General features: G+C 42.4%; 20 protein-coding genes and 1 riboswitch. Of the genes, 13 read left to right on the top strand and 7 right to left on the bottom strand.

The genetic code is table 11. The annotated features are described in order from the left end of the window. Window positions 1-38 precede the first annotated feature (38 nt). Complete coding sequence (locus tag MTO98_RS02710; protein ID WP_371825400.1) at window positions 39-2,492, bottom strand: TonB-dependent receptor; 2,454 nt, start codon at window positions 2,490-2,492, stop codon at window positions 39-41. A 62-nt stretch (window positions 2,493-2,554) separates the two neighbouring features. Next, window positions 2,555-2,801: riboswitch (TPP riboswitch) on the bottom strand. 333 nt (window positions 2,802-3,134) lie between these two features. On the opposite strand from MTO98_RS02710, the gene aspS reads away from it, so the two are divergent. From aspS to MTO98_RS02645, 13 genes are all read left to right on the top strand, one after another. Then, the gene (aspS, locus tag MTO98_RS02705; RefSeq protein ID WP_243485097.1) at window positions 3,135-4,880 is read left to right on the top strand and encodes an aspartate--tRNA ligase; all 1,746 of its coding nucleotides are present in this window, start codon (window positions 3,135-3,137) and stop codon (window positions 4,878-4,880) included. A 64-nt stretch (window positions 4,881-4,944) separates the two neighbouring features. Beyond that, window positions 4,945-5,409 carry an FKBP-type peptidyl-prolyl cis-trans isomerase gene (locus tag MTO98_RS02700; RefSeq protein ID WP_243485096.1) on the top strand — a complete coding sequence of 155 codons (465 nt, stop codon included), beginning with the start codon at window positions 4,945-4,947 and terminating at the stop codon, window positions 5,407-5,409. Window positions 5,410-5,488: 79 nt separating this feature from the next. Beyond that, window positions 5,489-5,944 (top strand): FKBP-type peptidyl-prolyl cis-trans isomerase, encoded by a 456-nt coding sequence (locus MTO98_RS02695; protein WP_243485095.1) that lies wholly within the window; start codon window positions 5,489-5,491, stop codon window positions 5,942-5,944. Between the two features lie 24 nt (window positions 5,945-5,968). Next, window positions 5,969-6,433 (top strand): FKBP-type peptidyl-prolyl cis-trans isomerase, encoded by a 465-nt coding sequence (locus MTO98_RS02690; RefSeq protein WP_243485094.1) that lies wholly within the window; start codon window positions 5,969-5,971, stop codon window positions 6,431-6,433. A gap of 175 nt (window positions 6,434-6,608) precedes the next feature. Continuing rightward, window positions 6,609-7,382, top strand: coding sequence for a 5'/3'-nucleotidase SurE (surE, locus tag MTO98_RS02685; protein WP_243485093.1), 774 nt, complete (start codon window positions 6,609-6,611; stop codon window positions 7,380-7,382). A 3-nt stretch (window positions 7,383-7,385) separates the two neighbouring features. After that, entirely contained in the window at window positions 7,386-7,652 is a 267-nt protein-coding gene (locus MTO98_RS02680) for a hypothetical protein (RefSeq protein WP_243485092.1), read from the top strand. Next, window positions 7,652-8,779: a lipid-A-disaccharide synthase gene (gene lpxB, locus MTO98_RS02675; protein WP_243485091.1), complete on the top strand. Its 1,128-nt coding sequence runs from the start codon at window positions 7,652-7,654 to the stop codon at window positions 8,777-8,779. The genes MTO98_RS02680 and lpxB overlap by 1 nt, the downstream gene beginning before the upstream one ends. Before the next feature lie 438 nt (window positions 8,780-9,217). Then, window positions 9,218-9,589, top strand: coding sequence for a hypothetical protein (locus tag MTO98_RS02670; RefSeq protein ID WP_243485090.1), 372 nt, complete (start codon window positions 9,218-9,220; stop codon window positions 9,587-9,589). 144 nt (window positions 9,590-9,733) lie between these two features. Next, a complete protein-coding gene (locus tag MTO98_RS02665) occupies window positions 9,734-10,201 on the top strand; it encodes a response regulator transcription factor (RefSeq protein WP_243485089.1) in 468 nt (155 codons plus the stop codon). Window positions 10,202-10,311: 110 nt separating this feature from the next. Next, the gene (locus MTO98_RS02660; RefSeq protein ID WP_243485088.1) at window positions 10,312-10,851 is read left to right on the top strand and encodes a DUF4199 domain-containing protein; all 540 of its coding nucleotides are present in this window, start codon (window positions 10,312-10,314) and stop codon (window positions 10,849-10,851) included. Window positions 10,852-10,943: 92 nt separating this feature from the next. Then, window positions 10,944-11,843 carry a LysR substrate-binding domain-containing protein gene (locus tag MTO98_RS02655; RefSeq protein ID WP_243485087.1) on the top strand — a complete coding sequence of 300 codons (900 nt, stop codon included), beginning with the start codon at window positions 10,944-10,946 and terminating at the stop codon, window positions 11,841-11,843. Between the two features lie 77 nt (window positions 11,844-11,920). Beyond that, entirely contained in the window at window positions 11,921-12,931 is a 1,011-nt protein-coding gene (locus tag MTO98_RS02650; RefSeq protein ID WP_243485086.1) for an NAD(P)/FAD-dependent oxidoreductase, read from the top strand. 2 nt (window positions 12,932-12,933) lie between these two features. Then, complete coding sequence (locus tag MTO98_RS02645) at window positions 12,934-13,251, top strand: 2Fe-2S iron-sulfur cluster-binding protein (protein WP_243485085.1); 318 nt, start codon at window positions 12,934-12,936, stop codon at window positions 13,249-13,251. Window positions 13,252-13,488: 237 nt separating this feature from the next. On the opposite strand, the gene bshC is transcribed toward MTO98_RS02645, so the two are convergent. The 6 genes from bshC to rpmB all read right to left on the bottom strand — a co-directional run bounded on the left by bshC (window position 13,489) and on the right by rpmB (window position 18,661). Further along, window positions 13,489-15,105, bottom strand: coding sequence for a bacillithiol biosynthesis cysteine-adding enzyme BshC (bshC, locus tag MTO98_RS02640; protein WP_243485084.1), 1,617 nt, complete (start codon window positions 15,103-15,105; stop codon window positions 13,489-13,491). A 183-nt stretch (window positions 15,106-15,288) separates the two neighbouring features. After that, entirely contained in the window at window positions 15,289-16,623 is a 1,335-nt protein-coding gene (gene rimO / locus MTO98_RS02635; protein WP_091208719.1) for a 30S ribosomal protein S12 methylthiotransferase RimO, read from the bottom strand. A 108-nt stretch (window positions 16,624-16,731) separates the two neighbouring features. Beyond that, on the bottom strand, window positions 16,732-17,697 hold the full coding sequence (gene ftsY, locus MTO98_RS02630) for a signal recognition particle-docking protein FtsY (protein ID WP_121233453.1): 966 nt from the start codon (window positions 17,695-17,697) through the stop codon (window positions 16,732-16,734). 205 nt (window positions 17,698-17,902) lie between these two features. Continuing rightward, complete coding sequence (locus tag MTO98_RS02625) at window positions 17,903-18,067, bottom strand: DUF4295 domain-containing protein (protein ID WP_022830074.1); 165 nt, start codon at window positions 18,065-18,067, stop codon at window positions 17,903-17,905. 95 nt (window positions 18,068-18,162) lie between these two features. Continuing rightward, entirely contained in the window at window positions 18,163-18,345 is a 183-nt protein-coding gene (gene rpmG / locus MTO98_RS02620) for a 50S ribosomal protein L33 (protein WP_022830075.1), read from the bottom strand. Between the two features lie 82 nt (window positions 18,346-18,427). Continuing rightward, window positions 18,428-18,661 (bottom strand): 50S ribosomal protein L28, encoded by a 234-nt coding sequence (gene rpmB, locus MTO98_RS02615; protein WP_022830076.1) that lies wholly within the window; start codon window positions 18,659-18,661, stop codon window positions 18,428-18,430. Window positions 18,662-19,531 lie beyond the last annotated feature (870 nt).

The raw sequence follows: 19,531 nt of genomic DNA, 5'->3' as shown, positions 1-19,531 counted from the left end.
ATTCGTAAAATTAGTGTCAGTATAAGATCAGTGCTCATTTAAAATCCTAAACTCAACGAAGCCATAAAGTTTCGCGGAGCTTGTGGGAAATAATAGTTATAATTGATTACATGTCCGCCCTCAATATCCGGATAGGTAGCGCCGTTGTTTTCATACTTCTCACTGAAGATATTATTAACCTGCAGGCCTATCCCAATGTTTTTAACCGAACGGATGCTGAAATTATACCGCAACCTGATGTCGTTCACAAAAAAGCTGTTCAGCAGGCGGTTGGCTGCGTATGGATTGGCCGCATTGTCAGGGGCAATACCAAAGCCTTCGGGATTGCGGTTCATGGTATTATCCAAATACTGCTTGCCTACAAATTTGCTGATAAATGCAATTTCGCCGCCTTTTATCGGGCTATAGCTAATCACACTTGAACCGGTGAGCGATGGAGAATAGGCTATGTCGGTTTTGGCAAATGTTTCCTCAACCAGCGAGCCATCATCGTAATTAGAGAAAAACTGATGGTAGTTTTTGATCTTGTTAGTGCTTAGGGTTGCTGTAACTCCCCAGTTTAACTGGTTGGTAATTTTTACTTTTCCGCTAAACTCCAACCCTGCCCGGTAACTATCCTTTACATTGGTACGCACCGGACTGCCAACATCATTCAGCGAACCGGTTAATACCAGCTGGTTTTTATACAACATATAAAAGGCATTCAATTCCCCGCTAAAAACAGATGAGTTAAAACGGTAACCGGCCTCAAAATCCTTCAGGTTTTCAGGTTTCGGGCGGTTTTGCGGAGGCGAGTCCACATAGTCATCACGGTTAGGCTCGTGGTTGCCCACCGCAAACGAAGCATATACATTGCTGTGCTCATTAAACTGGTAGGTGGCGCCTGCTTTAGGGTTGAAGAAATTTAACTGCGCCGACTGCTGGGCATTATTAAGGTTTTTATCAATGCCATAAAATGAATAATTAATATGGCGGTACTGCATATCGGCATACAGCAAGAATTTGTCTACATGCCATTCGGCGCGGCCAAAAATATTGAAATCCTTCTTTTTGGCATCATCACGATAGTACTGATAATTAGGGCCAACGCCTATGCTTTCTTCGGCAGAAATGATATTTCCATAGTGTGCTCCCTTATACTCGTTATAAGCACCGCCAAGGTTAAAGTTCAGTTTTGTTGTAGGTTGATATTTTAAGGCATAAGTAACACCATAAAAATCGTTATTGAGCCATTGACGGCGCACAAGGTTAGTTGTTTTGATGGTATCAGTGCCGTAAATAACCGGCGATAAACCATAATTGCTTACATCATCATCTTTTTTATATTCCTCATAATAGCCTTCGCCATGGGTGTAGTGTAAGGCACCGCTGAATGATAGCTTGTCCGAAAACTTTTTGTCATACAGCAACTGATAATGGTTTTGCAGGTAATCATCAACTTCGTCTTTATAAAACGCGTTGTTTCCCATAAAACCCAGTTCATTATAAGTACGGTTGTCCGGGCGGGTATCATCACCTATCACATAATCGGCTACACCGTTCCAGGCCTGATAAGTACGTTCATGGCCCGAAAATACATTAAGCCTTAAGGTGCTGTTGTCACCATAATAGGCACCGCTCACGAAAAATGACTTCAATCGGGCTGAGGCGCGGGCAATATATCCGTCAGACCGGATGCGCGATAATCTGCCGTCGATACTGAACCTGCCGCCAAGCAGCCCTGTACCAACACTTACCGTATTTTTTAACGAACCGTATGAACCAGCCGAGTTATCAAGCTGTGCATACGCTGTATCCCTGCGGGTTGCTGTTTGCACATTAATACTGCCACCAAAAGCGCCCGCGCCGTTGGTTGAAGTACCCACGCCTCGCTGAATTTGCAGGTTATTGATAGATGATGCAAAATCCGGAAGATCGACAAAGAAAGCACCCTGGCTTTCGGCATCATTCAATGGAATACCATTAACGGTTACATTGATCCTTGACGCATCCGACCCTCGAATGCGGATGCCTGTATAGCCAATGCCTGTACCGGCATCAGAACTAACCACAACCGAGGGCGTTTGGTTAAGCAGATAAGGCAGGTCCTGCCCGAAATTGTTTTTTTCGAGGTCCTTTTTGCTAAGGTTGGTAAACGCAGTTGGCGCGTTTTTACCTGCACGGGTAGCACTTACGGTTACCTCGTCGGTAGTTAATGTGCCCGGGGCTAATTGAAAGTCAAAAATTTCATCGGCATTAATGGCTTTGGTTACAGTTACAGGTTTATAACCTATGTAGCTGATCTTTATGGTGTAATTGCCACCTTTTAAATTATTAAAACGAAATTTGCCCGCAGCATTAGTAACTGCGCTTTGTTGCGGATCAAGAATAGAAACAGTTGCGCCAGGCAATCCTTCGCCGGTTTGGTTGGTTACTTTTCCCCAAATGGAGATTTGGGCCGATGCCATAACAGGCAGCAGCAGGGCCATAATGGCCACAAATAAATTTTTCAAAATGTATAAAACAAAAAATTGAGTTAAACCATCTGCACGCCAGGGTAAAGCAGCAGTACACTTAACTTATTTACCTTTATCCCTACGCCGGCATTATCCGGATCAGGTGTGGGGGGAAGTCTTCAGTCAGAAATCCTTAGTCGGAAGTCGTTAGTTGAAAATCGTGATTGACTTCGAACTTGAGACTTAAAACTTAAGACTTTGAACTTACAACTCACTCCCTGGGTATGATCTCAGCCCGTCTTTCAGTTTGGTAAAACAACCTGCAGTTTGTTTTGCAACCAAAGCAAGGCACCCCTTGAGAATTGTATTGAGGGCAAAGATAGGTTTTGATTTGGAATTTCGGATATCGGATTTCGGAATTATGAAGTATCCTGCTTATTTTTTGATAATTTAATACCAAAATGCGGGGGAATTTAATAATGCTCAAAGTTATCGAGATAATTAGTTCCATGTTCGCCGTTGTATCCTGGTATCTTTGCAGGGTTATATTAACTTTAAAAATCTCCTAATCTATCGTTGTTAAAATATGTTTTTAAAGTCTTTATTGGCTTTTAAATTAAAGTGTTACTAAATTCGAAATCGAAAATCCGAAATCCGAATTCAAAAACCTACTTTTGCAGACTTTTATAAAATATAGCTATGCTTAGAACTCATACCTGCGGCGAATTAAATATCAGCCATTTAGGCCAAACCGTTACATTATGCGGTTGGGTACAAAAATCGCGCGATTTGGGCGGTACCACTTTTATCGACGTACGCGACCGTTATGGTTTAACCCAATTGATATTTAACACAGATACAGATGCTACGCTGCGCGAAAAAAGCCGTGAACTTGGTCGCGAGTTTGTGATCATGGTTACCGGTAACGTAATTGAGCGTGCCAGCAAAAACACCAAGATCCCAACCGGCGAAATTGAAATTGCTGTTACTGATATCGAAGTGCTTAACGCTGCTAAACTCCCTCCGTTCCTGATCGAGGATGAAACTGATGGCGGTGAAGAACTCCGTGCTAAATACCGTTACCTCGACCTGCGTCGTAACCCTATCCGTAACAACCTGGTACTTCGCCACAAAATGGCGCAGGAAGTGCGTAAATATTTAGATAAGCTTGATTTTATTGAGGTGGAAACCCCGGTATTGATCAAATCGACACCGGAAGGTGCACGTGACTTTGTGGTGCCAAGCCGCATGAATGCAGGCGAGTTTTATGCGCTGCCGCAATCGCCCCAAACTTTTAAACAATTACTGATGGTGAGTGGTTTCGACCGTTATTTCCAGATTGTAAAATGTTTCAGGGATGAGGATTTGCGTGCCGACCGCCAGCCTGAGTTTACCCAGATTGACTGTGAGCTATCATTTGTAAGCCAAGAAGATATCCTTAATATTTTTGAGGGCCTTACCCGCCACCTGTTCAAAACCGTAAAAGGCATTGACCTGGTTGAGCTGCCACGCATGCTGTATTCAGATGCGATGCGTTTATACGGATCAGACAAACCCGACCTGCGTTTTGGGATGGAGTTTGTTGAACTGAATGATGTTGTTAAAGGTAAAGGGTTCAGCATTTTTGATAATGCAGAACTGGTTGTTGGCATCAACGCCAAAGGCTGTGCAAGTTATACCCGTAAACAGGTTGATGAACTCACCGAATGGTTAAAACGCCCGCAAATTGGCGTAACCGGCATGATATACTGCCGCTACAACGAAGATGGCACCCTGAAATCATCGGTAGATAAATTCTATAATGAAGATGAACTGACCAATTGGGCAGCTGCATTTAGCGCTGAAAAAGGCGACTTAATGCTAATACTTGCTGGCGGTGCTGATAAAGTACGCAAACAACTGAACGAGTTACGCCTGGAAATGGGAACCCGTTTAGGCCTGCGCGATAAAAATACATTTGCACCACTGTGGGTGGTTGACTTCCCGCTGTTGGAGTGGGATGAAGAAAGCGGCCGTTACCATGCCATGCACCATCCGTTCACATCGCCAAAACCAGAGGATATTTCCCTGCTGGATACCGAACCGGGAGTTGTACGCGCCAATGCTTATGACTTAGTGATCAACGGTACCGAAATTGGTGGTGGTTCTATCCGGATCCATGACCGTGGCTTGCAATCGCTGATGTTCAAGCACCTTGGCTTTTCGCCGGAAGAAGCACAAAAACAATTCGGTTTCCTGATGGATGCCTTTGAGTATGGTGCACCTCCGCATGGTGGTATCGCTTTCGGCTTCGACCGCCTGGCATCAATATTCGCAGGCTTAGATTCTATTCGCGATGTGATCGCCTTCCCTAAAAATAATTCGGGCCGCGATGTAATGATCGATTCGCCATCAACCATTGCCGAAGCACAAATGACCGAGTTAAAAATTAAAACAACGGTTTAATTAACCCAAAACATAAAACTAAGCCTCCTTTATTGCAAAGGGGGCTTTTATTTGGATACCCATCATGAAAAAATATCTTTTATTGCTAAGTGCAGTTATTATTACGCTGATGATGTCATGTGATAACTCGGTGAAAGTAAACCAGGAAAAACAAGCTAAAACAGATGATTCCCTGATTCGTGTTTACCTGAAGGCTAATCCGCAGATCAAAGTACAAAAGCATTCGTCCGGGATTTATTTCCAGGTTTTGGCCGAAGGTAAAGGCCAGCACCCCAATGAAAATTCGATGGTTACCGTAAACTATACGGCGGCATTATTGAATGACATGGTAGTTGATAAGGCCAGCGGTTTTTCGAGCTCGTTAGATCGTTTGATCAAAGGCTGGCAGATAGGGATCCCATTGGTAAAAGAAGGCGGCACTATACTGCTCATTGTACCATCGGGTTTGGCCTATGGCGCAAATGGAGTAGGCCGGATCCCCGAAAATTCGGTATTGGTTTTCACTGTCGATTTAACAGAATTTAAGTAAAACGCCCAAAATAACTTGGAGGTTGTAGCGTTCTGTAGCTTTTGTCCGTCAAATTAACGCAAACAGAACTATTAACTAAATGAAGAAATTCTTATTATTCGTATTCGCCCCCCTGGTGATCCTCGCCTCATGCTCAAAAGACAAATTCGATGCTGCAAAACAAGCAGCGGCAGATGACACCGCCATTAAAGCCTATATTGGTACAGATACCGCTTTTCACGCTACTGCCGATGGCTCTGGTGTTTATTACAAAATAGAAACGCAGGGTACAGGTGCAAAGCCAACCGCAACATCAACAGTTAAAGTAACTTACACTGGTAAGCTATTAAATGGAACTACATTTGATTCTGGTACTATTAATCAAAGCCTGCAAGGACTTATTCCAGGCTGGCAATCGGGTTTGCCCTATGTTAAAACCGGCGGCCGTATTATTTTAGTGATCCCATCAAGAGAAGGTTACGGCAATACCGCGGCAGGTTCAATTCCTAAAAATTCGGTTTTGGTATTTACAATTGATCTGCTTAGTTTTAGCTGATTTTACCAAAACCATTAACCTGAAATGAGGAAAACGCTGTTGTTGCTATTCGCGCCATTGTTGATCTTATCTGCCTGTTTTAAAGATAAATCGGCCGATCCGCAGCAAAATGTTTTGAACGAAGACGGCAATATAAAAATCTACCTTGCGGCGCACCCCGAAATCAGCGCTACGAAAGATACCTCAGGCCTTTATTATCAGGTTATAGCTCCGGGTACAGGTACTCATGCCGGCCCCAATGCTACAGTTACTATTGATTATTCGGCGCAATTGCTCAGCGGTGTAAGTGTAAATGGGCAAACTGATTACAGCAACAAGCTAAATGTGCTATTAACAGGCTGGCAAATAGGCATACCCATGATTGCCGCCGGCGGAGAGATCATGCTTATCGTACCTTCCCGGCTGGCATATGGCGTATATGGCACCAACCAGGTGCCGCCCAATTCAATAGTGATTTTTGATATTACCCTTAAGAAGATAGAACAGTAAGCAAACCATAAGTTTACCCTTCAACATCTCTCCTTCCATGCTACCGCAGGCAATTTTGATAAATGGATAGCCACAAATTCAGCCTTGCGGAGCTATGGCTTGTCCGCAATAATTGATGGCCATATCAAAAACTATTATTCCCCGCTACATGATAACAGTTTGTTAACTTTGCCTGATGAAAGTTACCAAACCAACCATACTTGTTGTAAATGACGATGGCATTACCGCCCCGGGTATTAAAGCCCTGATGGACGCCATGACCGAAATTGGCCGTGTAGTAGTAGTAGCTCCTGATAGTCCGCAATCGGGCATGGGGCATGCCATTACCATCGGCAAACCTTTACGACTTGACCAGGTTGATATTTACGAAGGCATTGAGATGTACCGCTGCTCGGGAACACCAGTTGACTGTGTAAAGCTTGCGGTTAACAAGATCTTTAAAGGCCAAAAGCCCGATCTTTGCGTTTCGGGCATTAACCATGGCCTGAACAACTCCATCAACGTATTGTATTCAGGCACCATGTCGGCAGCTGTGGAAGGAGCTATCGAAGGTATTCCATCTATTGGGTTTTCTTTAGATGACTATACTTTGCAGGCCGATTTTGAGCCTTGCATTAAATTTGTAAAAGAACTTGCCCTGCAGGTTTTAGCCAACGGCTTACCACAAGCCAGTTTATTAAACGTAAATTTCCCAAATACAAAACATATCAAGGGCATTAAAATTTGCAGGCAGGCAGCCGCTAAATGGGCCGAAGAATTTGATGAGCGTGTTGATCCGCATAAAAGGCCTTATTACTGGCTTACCGGTGTTTTTCAGCTAAACGACGGCGGCGAGGATACTGATGTTTGGGCTTTAGACCAGGGTTATGCTTCAGTTGTACCCGTGCAGTTTGACATGACTGCCCACCACGTTATACCGTATTTAAACAACTGGAAATTCAACATCTAAATTATGCTAAACAAAAACGACATATCCGCAGGCTTGCTCATCGGTGCAGTACTGCCCGGCGTTAGCTTGTTTGTTTTTGGATTTCTGCTTAAAAACCAGTTTGTTTTCATGCATAAACCCGGTATCCCTTATTTTGTAGCATTTGCCATCAACCTGTTTATCATTCGTTACTTTTACGGCAAAGGGGCCGATAAAACAGGGAACGGCATTGCCATGATCTCAATTTTGTTTATGCTGGCCATATTCATTTTTAAACTGCAATCCTTATAATGAAATATTACCTGGTAGCCGGCGAGGCCTCGGGCGATTTGCACGGAGCTAATTTAATCAAAGCCCTGAAAGCGCTTGACCACCAGGCCGAATTTCGCTTTTTTGGCGGCGACCTGATGCAGGCCGAAGGCGGCACATTGGTAAAACATTATGCCGATATGGCTTTTATGGGCTTTGTTGAAGTAGTTGCCAACCTGCAAACTATCCTTAAAAACATGAAGGCCTGCAAGCAGGATATCTCGGCCTATCAACCGGATGTTTTGATCCTGATAGATTTTCCCGGCTTCAACTTAAAAATAGCCGAGTACGCAAAAGCACAGGGATTTTTGGTTTGTTACTATATTTCGCCAAAAGTTTGGGCCTGGAACCAGAAACGTGTGCTCAAGATCAAACGTATTGTTGATCACTTGTTTTGCATCCTGCCTTTCGAGGTGGCGTTTTACAAAGAATGGGGAATGCAAGTGGATTACGTGGGCAATCCATTGCTCGACGCTGTTTCGGCATTTAAAGCAGATTCGGATTTTCTTCAAAAAAATAACCTTACCGGCAAGAAAATTATCGCCTTGCTGCCCGGCAGCCGCAAGCAGGAGATCAGCCGCTTACTGCCGGATATGATCAAAGCTTCGATCAGTTTTCCTGACTACCAGTTTGTTATAGCCGGGGCCCCGGCTTTCCAGGCGGCGTATTATGCACCTTATTTAAATACGGCAGAGGTCCCTATTGTATTTAACGCCACCTATGACCTGTTAAACCAAGCCCAGGCAGCTATTGTGGCTTCAGGTACTGCAACGCTTGAAACCGCCTTGTTTAATGTACCGCAGGTAGTGGTTTACAAAGGTGGAAAATTAACCATTGCAATAGCCCGCATGCTGGTAAAGCTCAAATTTATATCACTGGTAAACCTGATCATGGATAAAGCGGTGGTGAAAGAATTGATACAGGAAGACTGTACAGCTAACAAGATAGGTGAAGAGTTAAACCTTATTGTTAATGATGCAAACTACCGCCAAAGTATGCTTAATAATTATGACGAGCTCGATGTGCGTATGGGGCAACCCGGGGCATCGGCTAAAACAGCCGGATTAATTGTTCAATATACCCTGGAGGCTAAAGAGACGGAGAAATAATCAGTAACTCCCTAAAAGAAATGTCATTGAGAATATGCCCCCAAAATCATAATGACGTTAAAATATATCCTGTCGATGGAGCACAGAGGCGTGTTAGAGGCAGGAGCGGCTATTGCATCGCGGTAAAGCGGGGTACCCTACCCTGTTGTTAGACCAGCTTTTTTATAACGGAATTTTAGAGTTTGCAGGTAGCCCGGCAAAAAGGCAGTAAATACGGCGAACGCACACAACAACAAAACAAAGCCGCACCGGTACTTAACAGCCTTTTTAATAACATCCGGGTTACTAATTAAAAGATTTAACTTATATGCTATGGTATGACCATTAAAAAGCGCCCGGGTTTAATTTAATTGTAAAACAAACTTAAATGCTTAGCTATTTAAACTAAAACTCATCTATATTGTCAATAGCTTTAATTATCTGAAAAAATATATAATCATGAAAAAAATACTGATGATACTGGCCCTTGCCGGCGGCCTAAGCTTTACTGCAAGCGCACAACAAAAAGTTGAAAAAACCCCAGCTCAAAAAGCAGGTAATAAAACCGAACACCTGCAAAAGCACCTGAAACTTACTGCCGACCAAACCAAAAAAGTAAATGCGGTTTTGCTGGCACAGGCAACAAGCATTGATAGTTTGAAAAAATTAAAACAAGACAAAAAAACAAGTCACCTGGCCGATCAGAAGATCAAAAAGCAGACTGCCGAAAAGCTTGATAAAATATTTACCCCCGAACAAAAAAAGGCATATGCCGAGATGAAAGCCGAAAAGAAGGCTAAAAAAGATGCAGTTAAGAAAGCAGGCCAATAAACACTATGATTTTCAGGATTAGGGGATTGCCCTAATCCTATTAAACTACGCTAAAAGCGGGATGCTATCCCGCTTTTTTTATTTTCGGGATTTTCGGGCTTTGTGTAAAATATCCTAATTTTAAAGTAAATCGCTGATCATAATATGGCCTCAAACCTGCTGGCAAAAAATAAACACACTATATTATATGGGCTGAGCCTTGCTGTGCTATTGTTTTTGCTAAAATGGCTCGAATTAAAATTTGTAATAGCTAACAATGCTTATGAGGTTTACATAGGTGCTATCGCTTTGTTTTTTACAGCACTCGGTATCTGGCTTGCGCTAAAGCTTACCAAACCTAAAACCGTAGTAATAGAAAAGCAGGTTTACATAAACAGCGGGCCCGAATTTACCATTAACCAGACCGAAGTAGAAAAGCTGGGCCTCAGCAAACGCGAACTGGATGTTTTGCAATTGATGGCCCAGGGGCTAAGCAACCAGGAAATTTCAGAGCGATTGTTTGTATCGCTAAATACTATTAAAACGCATTCGGCAAAGGTTTTTGAAAAAATGGAAGTAAAACGTCGCACCCAGGCAATTGAAATGGGTAAGCGATTGTCCATCATTCCCTGATAATGATCACACTTTAGCATTAAAATTAGCAGGTATTTGCAAAATCACCCTAAAGTATGAGCCCTAAAAGTTTCAGACAACCCAAATTTGTTCCATCAAAACAAAAAAATATGAAAAAGAACGTACTTGTTTTTGGATCGATAGCAGGTTTGATCACTACTATTGTGATGGTTTGCTCAACTGCAGCTTGTTATATTAGTGCCGATTATCATGGTAATATGTGGCTGGGATATGGCTCTATGATCCTGGCCTTTTCCATGATATTCGTAGCCGTGAAAAATTTTCGCGATAAATATAACGGTGGGGTGATCAGTTTTGGAAAAGCGTTTCAGATAGGACTTTATATAGCGCTTATCGCATCGACGATATACGTGCTGACCTGGCTTATTGAGTATTACGCATTTTTTCCAAATTTTATGGAAAAGCTAACTGACTATACTTTAAAGCAGGCCCGGGAAAACGGCGCTACCGCCGCCGAAATTGCTAAAACCAAACAACAATTTGCGAGTTACGCTGAAATGTATAAAACCCCGTTTGGGGTTATTTTATTCACTTATATTGAGATACTACCCGTGGGTTTGGTAATAGCCCTTATTGCCGCCTTAGCATTAAAACGCAAAAATGCTGATCCGCAATTAGCTACCAATTAAAGTAGTTGCAGCATATGATGTAACTTTATGTGATTAAATCTGCGGATTCTGAAGGAGATTAAATCTTAACTATTTATTCCTAAATTGGCTCAATGATATTTGATTTCAGGCTGAAGGTTTTTTACACGGTTGCACAGCGGTTGAGCTTTACCAAAGCAGCATCCGAGTTGTTTATAACCCAGCCTGCCGTTACCAAACACATTAAAGAGCTTGAACAGCAACTAAGCGTACAACTGTTTAAGCGTAACGGCAATAACATAGCTCTTACCTCTGCCGGTAAAATTCTGGAAAAGTATGCTGAAAAAATCTTCCAAACCTATACGGAATTGGAAACCGAACTTGCGCAGCTTAATAATTTAGAGGCCGGTACCCTGCACATAGGCGCAAGTACCACAGTGGCCCAAACCATTTTGCCCAAGCTGCTGGCTATGTTCAAAAAAACATACCCCAAAGTTACCTTCAACTTTATCCAGGCCAATACCGACCAGATTTCGCAATTGGTATTGGCCGAAAAAATCGACATCGCCATTGTGGAAGGTGCAGCCCATTCGCCGCAATTATCCTATACCGATTTTATTAAAGACGAAATTGTGTTGGTGACCGGTGCTAACAATAAGTTATCCAAAAAGGCCGAGATCACGCCAAAACAACTACCCTCCATTCCGTTGGTGTTAAGGGAAGCCGGCTCAGGGACGCTGGACGTTATATTCAATGCTTTGGCAGCCGTGCAGATCAATCCCAAAGACCTTAACATCGAGATTCAGCTGGAGAGCAGTATTGCCATAAAACAATACCTTTTATACTCAGAAACAGCTACATTCCTATCCATTCAATCGGTAGTAAGCGAATTGAAATACAACGAGCTTACCATTATTGATGTTAAAGGATTGGAGATTTTCCGCACGTTCCAGTTTATCCAATTACATGGAAAACACAGTAAACTGATTGAACTTTTTAAACGTTTTTGCCTCGCCAATTATAACTTAAAGTAATCTTATATTACTTTATATCATTTGATTACCAACGGCTTTAGCTCCAAATTTGAGTGCCGAACAAAAGGCGATCATACATGGAACACATTACTACCGATATCTGTATTATAGGCGCGGGGCCTGTTGGTTTATTTGCTGTTTTTGAAGCCGGACTGCTCAAAATGCGCTGCCATCTTATTGATGTATTGCCGCAGGTTGGCGGTCAGCTTTCTGAGATCTATCCGCACAAGCCAATCTATGATATTCCCGGCTACCCCGATGTTACTGCGCAGCAACTGGTAGATAATTTGATGGTACAAATAGCTCCTTTTAACCCAACTTTTAGTTTGGGCGAACGGGTGGAAAACCTGCAGCGTAATGAGGATGGTTCTTACAACATTATCACTAATGACCAAACGGTTGTTCATTGCCAGGTAGTAGTAATTGCCGGTGGCCTCGGCTGCTTTGAACCCCGCAAACCGGAAATTGACCGCCTTACCGATTTTGAAGGTAAGGGCGTAGCCTATATGGTGAAGAACCCCGAACATTTCCGCAATAAAAAAGTTGTACTGGCCGGCGGCGGCGATTCTGCATTGGACTGGGCCGTTTTTCTAAGTAATGTGGCCGAGCGTGTTACGCTTGTTCACCGCGGCGATACTTTCCGCGGCGCGCCGGATAGTGCTGAAAAAGTGTTTGAACTGGCCAGGGAAGGAAAAATCGATTTGATCCTTAAATCTAACGTAGTCGCCTTAACCGGTGATAACCGCTTGCAAGAAATAACCCTGCTTGATCGTGACCAACAGGTAAGTCATATTGAAGCAGACCATCTCATTCCATTATTCGGTCTTAGTCCTAAACTTGGCCCTATTGCCGACTGGGGATTGAATATCGATAAATCGGCCATAGCGGTAAATACAGTTGATTATAGCACCAATATCGAGCGCATTTATGCCATTGGTGATATCAATACTTATCCCGGTAAGCTTAAACTGATATTATGTGGTTTCCACGAGGGAGCACTGATGGCTCAAAGCGCTTTCAAATATGTTTATCCCGAACAAAAATTGAGTTTTAAATACACCACCGTTTACGGTGTTAGCGCCTTTTAGCCATGATAAATTTAACCATAATTGACCGCGACGGCGGCAGCAGACCAGTCGAAATTCCGGAAGGCATAAACCTGAGCCTGATGGAAGTGCTAAAGGCATCTGAATATGATATCCTGGCTACCTGCGGTGGCATGGCGCTTTGTGCCACCTGCCACGTACAGGTTATTGAAGGACCTGAAGCATACTTTACCGCTACAGATACTGAACTCGACGTATTGGATACCCTACCCTATGCCCCTCCAGCCAGCCGGTTGGCCTGCCAAATCAGGATCACTGAGGATATGGATGGTATGGTGTTTAAGCTGGTGGGGGAAGAGTAAAGCCGGAAGTTTTAAGTCTTGAGTTTAAAGTGTTAAGTCGGGTTAAAAATCCTTGTGTTTTGTGTGCGAGCCCTGTTACCGGTTTACTATTTTTCTTTCCGGCAGCGGGGTTTTGTTGCTTTGCCACTCGTCATTGCGAGGCACGAAGCAATCCCCTACCTGCAGAGTAACTTTGCAAATCCCCCTGTACAGTTCGCGATTGCTTCGTGCCTCGCAATGACGTGATGGAGATGTCTCTTACTTCTCCGTCAACACCGTAAACTTAAAATCAAGCGGCTCAAACAGACGAATCAGTTCATCAATAAAAGTTTGCCCCCATTTCACATACATAAGGCCAAAGTTTTCAGAACGTTCCTGCAGGCTATCTTTCGGGAACAGCTCGGCTTTAACGGCGGTTAGCTGCTCTAAGCGTACACTATAATTTCTTTTTTCGGCACGGATCAGTTTCTTTTCCAGGTTATCCATCGCTTTTTTCAACCGGGCCTGTACAGCCGCGGCTGATGGAGAAAGTGTAGGATCGATCTTGTAAGCGCGAAGCTTTATTTTCTCGAACAGGCTTTCCATTTCGCGCCATTCTTCGGCAATGCTCAGGTTATGGTCGCTGTGCTTTTTGATCCAGTAGGTTTGCAGCGCATCGCTTTGTTTGAACAACGCAATAGCATCCAAATCCATGCGGGATATTTTGGCGGCCTGTTCCTTTTTAATTACCAATGCCGAGTTACGGAGGATCAGGATCGGGAAGTCAATTTTATAATGATCAAAGTTCGATTTCAGTTCCATCCAATAAACTACCTCTGCACCACCACCGATGTAGGCTATGTTAGGTAAAATGCATTCCTGGTACAATGGACGCATCACCACGTTAGGGCTAAAGCGCTCGGGGTGTTCGGCTATCTCCTTTTTAAGTTCAGCTTCGGTAAACTTAATTTCAGTATTAAGGACGTTGTAGCTGTCATTCTCAAAAACTATCCGTTCGCGCAGCTGATCTTTCAAATAAAAGAAATTGATCTCCCTCGGATTAACCTGGATATGCACACCAAGTTCATGCAGTTTTTGATTGGTTTCGCTAATGTTTTTAAAACTATACTGACCGATGATATCCTGCTCAATAATTGGCGCGAACTCTTTTTTAAACTCATGGTCATCGGCATCAATAATAACGAGGCCGTATTGGCCGAAAAGAGAGTTCACCAGGTACCTTGTAGCATCGGCAAGTTTATCAAATTTGGTGTAGGCAGTTTCAACTATTTCGGCAAGATCGGTAGCGTGACCTTCCATACCTAAAACACCTTTGTATTGGTTAAGTGCCTGACGAATACTTACCGGATCAATGCGACCTGTAGCGCCCGAAGCCTCGTACCACCAATGCACCTTTTTACCGCCAATGTTGGTGTAGTTGATCTCAGCAAAATCATGATCTTCGCTGGCCATCCAGTAAACAGGAACAAAGTTTTTATCGGGATGAGCTGTCTTGAGTTGCTGAGCCAATTTAATGGCGGTAGCAATTTTATAAAGGAAATATAAAGGCCCTGCAAAGATGTTTAACTGGTGACCTGTGGTAATGGTATAAGTATTATCCTGCTTTAACAGCTCCAGGTTTTGGGCAGTAAGAGCGGTTGAATAAGTACATAATTTACCGGGCTCCTTACCTAAGCATTCATATTGTCTGGTTAAAACACGAACCAACACCTCTCTATCTGCAACTACCTTTTTATTTTTCAAAAATTCGGCAAAACCAGCCATATCCGGACGGTGACCATAAAAAGGTTGCAACTCGGGCTTGTTATCGATGTAATCGGCAACAGTGTTTGAAAAGAAACCGGTGTCTTTATAACTTATACAGGATGAGTCCATTTTGTTGATTTCGGATTTTTCAATTTTGACTTGCTTTCTAAGGTGTTCAAGAAGGCTTCGCCGTTTGGGATGTTCGATTTCGGATTTTGCCCTAAAACAAAACATCAGCAAATAAAATTAAATGCTGATGTCGAAATTAGATTATAAATCGCAAATCGCTTTACAGCCGACTGCAAATTAATATTATTTTACAATTTGTCCATAAAGATCAAAGTCTTCGGCGCTGTCTATCTTCACGTTAACAAAGCTACCAACAGTGGCATAATCAATGCTGGCATCAATTAAAACCTCATTGTCAACCTCGGGCGAATCAAACTCTGTACGGCCAACAAAGTAACCGCCATCTTTTTTGTCAATCAGCACTTTATAAGTATTGCCTATCTTTTCCTGGTTTTTATCAAAAGATATTCCCTGCTGAATTTCCATAATGGCATCAGCACGTTCCTGTTTTACTTCTTCAGGCACATCGTCAACCAAACTATGGGCATGGGTTTTTTCCTCGTGCGAATAAGTGAAACAACCCAGACGGTCAAACTTGGTATCTTCAACCCATTGTGCCATCTCTTCAAAATCCTGCTGGGTTTCGCCCGGATAACCGGTGATCAGCGTGGTACGCATGGCAATGCCCGGAACGCGGTCGCGGATCTCGTTTACAATATCAATAGTTTTTTGCTTGGTGATGCCACGGCGCATTGATTTCAGCATGTTGTCAGTAATATGCTGTAATGGCATATCCAGGTATTTGCAGATATTTTCACGCTCGTTCATCACATCCAGGATCTCCATCGGGAACCCTGAAGGATAAGCATACTGTAATCTGATCCACTCAATACCGTTCACATCAGATAAACGGCGAAGCAGTTCATCCAGGTTACGTTTACCGTACAGATCCAGACCATAATAGGTCAAATCCTGTGCAATCAGGATCAGTTCCTTTGTGCCGTTTTTAGCAAGTTTTTTGGCATCTTCAACCAATTGTTCAATTGGTGAACTCAGGTGCTTGCCACGCATCAACGGGATAGCGCAAAATGAGCAGGGGCGGTTACAGCCCTCGGCTATTTTAAAATAAGCAAAATGTGATGGTGTGGTTAATAAACGCTCACCAATCAGCTCATGCTTATAGTTAGCCCCTACAGTAGCCAGCAGGTTTTGCAGATCGTTGGTACCAAAATAGGCATCAACGTTGGTAATTTCGGCCTCAAGCTCGGGTTTGTAGCGCTCACTCAGGCAACCGGTTACAATTACCTTGCCTACTTTGCCTTGTTCTTTAAGCTCACTGTACTGTAAAATAGTATCTATTGATTCCTGCTTGGCATTATCAATAAAGCCGCAGGTATTAATTACTATAATATCATTTTTGCCTACTTTCTCGGCCTCATGCACCACATCAAACTGGTTGCCCTTCAACTGGCCCATCAATATCTCCGAATCGTAAATATTTTTTGAACAGCCTAAAGTAACCACGTTTACACGGGGCTTGGCTATCTTTTGGGGCTTATCTAACTCTTTCGTCCTCATACTCTATAAAATCGTCATTGCGAGGTACGAAGCAATCCCAAACTATACAGAGTGGTTCTGCTTATTGGGGATTGCTTCGTACCTCGCAATGACGCGTTTTTTATGTCTTTATTGTTTAAATAGCGAATCCACAAACGCCTGCCTGTCAAACAACTGCAAGTGATCCATGCCTTCGCCTACACCTATATATTTCACCGGGATCTTGAACTGATCTGATATACCAATCACCACACCGCCTTTGGCCGTGCCATCAAGCTTGGTAAGTGCCAAAGCATTTACATTGGTAGCCTCGGTAAATTGCTTACATTGCTCAATCGCGTTTTGACCAGTTGAGGCATCCAGCACCAGCAATATCTCATGCGGGGCACCAGGGATAACCTTTTGCATCACGTTCTTGATCTTGGTTAGCTCATTCATCAAACCAACTTTATTGTGCAAACGACCGGCAGTATCTATAATAGCTACATCATCGCCATTGGCAACTGCCGAGCGCAGGGTATCATAAGCAACCGAAGCCGGATCTGATCCCATGGCCTGGGCAACAACTTTTACACCAACACGTTCGCCCCAAAGCTTGATCTGGTCTACGGCTGCTGCACGGAAGGTATCGGCAGCACCTAAAACTACCTGGTTACCGGCTTGTTTAAGCTTATGTGCCAACTTGCCTATGGTAGTGGTTTTACCTACGCCGTTAACACCAACTACCATAATTACATAGGGCTTATGATCGCCGTATTCAAAATTACGGAAGTCGTTACTGTTGTTTTCGGCGAGCAGCTGCTGAATCTCATCTTTCAACAGGGTGTTCAGTTCGTTGGTGCTTACGTATTTATCGCGGGCAACGCGGGCCTGGATCCTGTCGATGATCTTGAGGGTGGTGCTTACGCCAACGTCTGATGTAACCAGGATCTCTTCCAGCTCATCAAGCACATCATCATCAACGGTTGATTTACCGGCGATGGCTTTGGTGATCTTTGAAAAAAAGTTATCCTTGGTTTTTTCCAAACCGGTATCAAGCGCCTGCTGGTCTTGCTGCGTATTTTCCTTTTTCTTAAAAAAATCAAATAATCCCATGTTCGTTGATATGCAAATGTGCTAATTTCAGATGTGCAGATTGTTTGTTTAATGTACTGATTTCAATATCCAAATGTTTTGCTGATCAGATAATTTTTCGTCACCTGCACATTTGCATATCTGAAATCCGCACATCCAATTTCATTCAACAAAAAAAGCCCTCTCGTTAAAACAAGACGGCTTTAATATTTTAATCAAAGAGTGATTATATAGTTTTACCTGCAATTGCATCCTTAACTAAATCGTTAGGGACAATTTGGGTTTTGAATGAATAAGCACCGGTTTTAGGTGATTTATTCATAGTGATCACTTTTGAATATTCTTTGCCTTTACCTGCTACTTTCAGGGTTGCAACTACTTTCTTTGCCATTTCTTATTAATTTTTTGAATTAGTGAATGATTTAATTAGCAAGTTAATTGTTGTTAGCATGTTAACCTAATCAACCAATCAACTTCATCAACCAATTATTTTATCTCTTTGTGAACAGTTACTTTACGTAAAACAGGGTTGAATTTTTTCAACTCTAATCTTTCGGTAGTGTTTTTCTTGTTCTTAGTGGTGATATAGCGAGACATGCCTGGCATACCGCTTGTTTTGTGTTCGGTGCACTCTAAAATCACCTGAACCCTGTTGCCTTTTTTTGCCATTTTATTTTTATGTTGTACGTGTAACCTCGCGGCTTACGTAATTTTTCAATTTTATTATACTGCTAAACTTGCAAGCCAACTACTAAATGTAGCCTTTTTTAACAAATTTATTGATGCAGGCGGTAATACCGTTTTTGCTGATAGTTTTCACAGCAGAAGTAGATACCTTTAAGGTAATCCATTTATCTTCTTCAGGAATATAAAACTTTTTAAGTTTCAAGTTAGGATGAAACCTGCGTTTTGTTTTAACGTTTGAGTTTGAAACGTTGTTACCTACGATAGATCCTTTTCCTGTTAGATCACAAATTCTTGACATGACAAATATTTTTAATTATCAACCCTTTATCCAAAAAGAGTTTGCAAATATCAGACTTTTAAACCAAATATTCAATAGTGATTTGAAAAATTTTCAAATTCTTTTTAATCAGTGTTATTAGAGCAAAAACAATGCTTGAAAATAGCTATCTAAGTTGGCTACAATACGGTATAAATTTCAACACTAATTTTTTCGAATTAGATCGAATTACACGAATTTGAATAGAAGGAAATAATAATTCGTATAATTCGACCTAAATTTCTATCTATAGCTTATGGTCGGTGTTATCACCGCACCATTTTTGCATACGGCAGTTTCTTCATTTGGTAACGTTCCTTTTAAATCACGTGGTACGGTGATAACACCACAGGTGTTCGGAAGATTCAGATCGGTTGGGAATGCTGGTTAAAAGCCATGTCATTGCGAGGAGCGGCGTGAGCAAGAGCTTGGGGCGACGTGGCAATCCCATAGCTATACAGGGCGAACATGCATTGGCTACGAGATTGCCGCGCTGCGCTCGCAATGACATATTTTTTTATTTAAAAAGTGGAGATAATTTCATCTTCCGAACACCCATGGTGATAACACCGACCACAGGCTTAATTGGCTGTAATACGGTAGAAATTTTTACGTTATTTTTTTCGAATTAGATCGAATTACACGAATTATGGTTTCTTGAATCCAAAATTCGTGTAATTCGACCTAATTGTACTCAACCACAAAGCATTCGTGTATAAATCCCTATCCATGCTACCGTTATTCGTCCAATAATCACTTCTTAAAAAAATTTAAAAAGTAGCGATTTTAGTTTATACATCGCACATAAATTATTAAATTACGCCCACCATTTAAACCAGTATGAAAACGTTA

Origin of the sequence: Mucilaginibacter sp. SMC90, from assembly GCF_022811725.1 — a bacterium.
In the GTDB taxonomy this organism is placed as follows: domain Bacteria; phylum Bacteroidota; class Bacteroidia; order Sphingobacteriales; family Sphingobacteriaceae; genus Mucilaginibacter.
Note: the sequence above shows the minus strand (reverse complement) of the source record. Positions and strands in the feature narration are given on the sequence as shown.

Bases quoted from the DNA above. Each gene is read 5' to 3' on its own strand.
- aspS (WP_243485097.1), top strand. From the start codon at position 3,135: ATGCTTAGAACTCATACCTGCGGCGAATTAAATATCAGCCATTTAGGC.
- MTO98_RS02700 (WP_243485096.1), top strand. From the start codon at position 4,945: ATGAAAAAATATCTTTTATTGCTAAGTGCAGTTATTATTACGCTGATG.
- MTO98_RS02695 (WP_243485095.1), top strand. From the start codon at position 5,489: ATGAAGAAATTCTTATTATTCGTATTCGCCCCCCTGGTGATCCTCGCC.
- MTO98_RS02690 (WP_243485094.1), top strand. From the start codon at position 5,969: ATGAGGAAAACGCTGTTGTTGCTATTCGCGCCATTGTTGATCTTATCT.
- surE (WP_243485093.1), top strand. From the start codon at position 6,609: ATGAAAGTTACCAAACCAACCATACTTGTTGTAAATGACGATGGCATT.
- MTO98_RS02680 (WP_243485092.1), top strand. From the start codon at position 7,386: ATGCTAAACAAAAACGACATATCCGCAGGCTTGCTCATCGGTGCAGTA.
- lpxB (WP_243485091.1), top strand. From the start codon at position 7,652: ATGAAATATTACCTGGTAGCCGGCGAGGCCTCGGGCGATTTGCACGGA.
- MTO98_RS02670 (WP_243485090.1), top strand. From the start codon at position 9,218: ATGAAAAAAATACTGATGATACTGGCCCTTGCCGGCGGCCTAAGCTTT.
- MTO98_RS02665 (WP_243485089.1), top strand. From the start codon at position 9,734: ATGGCCTCAAACCTGCTGGCAAAAAATAAACACACTATATTATATGGG.
- MTO98_RS02660 (WP_243485088.1), top strand. From the start codon at position 10,312: ATGAAAAAGAACGTACTTGTTTTTGGATCGATAGCAGGTTTGATCACT.
- MTO98_RS02655 (WP_243485087.1), top strand. From the start codon at position 10,944: ATGATATTTGATTTCAGGCTGAAGGTTTTTTACACGGTTGCACAGCGG.
- MTO98_RS02650 (WP_243485086.1), top strand. From the start codon at position 11,921: ATGGAACACATTACTACCGATATCTGTATTATAGGCGCGGGGCCTGTT.
- MTO98_RS02645 (WP_243485085.1), top strand. From the start codon at position 12,934: ATGATAAATTTAACCATAATTGACCGCGACGGCGGCAGCAGACCAGTC.
- bshC (WP_243485084.1), bottom strand. From the start codon at position 15,105: ATGGACTCATCCTGTATAAGTTATAAAGACACCGGTTTCTTTTCAAAC.
- rimO (WP_091208719.1), bottom strand. From the start codon at position 16,623: ATGAGGACGAAAGAGTTAGATAAGCCCCAAAAGATAGCCAAGCCCCGT.
- ftsY (WP_121233453.1), bottom strand. From the start codon at position 17,697: ATGGGATTATTTGATTTTTTTAAGAAAAAGGAAAATACGCAGCAAGAC.
- MTO98_RS02625 (WP_022830074.1), bottom strand. From the start codon at position 18,067: ATGGCAAAGAAAGTAGTTGCAACCCTGAAAGTAGCAGGTAAAGGCAAA.
- rpmG (WP_022830075.1), bottom strand. From the start codon at position 18,345: ATGGCAAAAAAAGGCAACAGGGTTCAGGTGATTTTAGAGTGCACCGAA.
- rpmB (WP_022830076.1), bottom strand. From the start codon at position 18,661: ATGTCAAGAATTTGTGATCTAACAGGAAAAGGATCTATCGTAGGTAAC.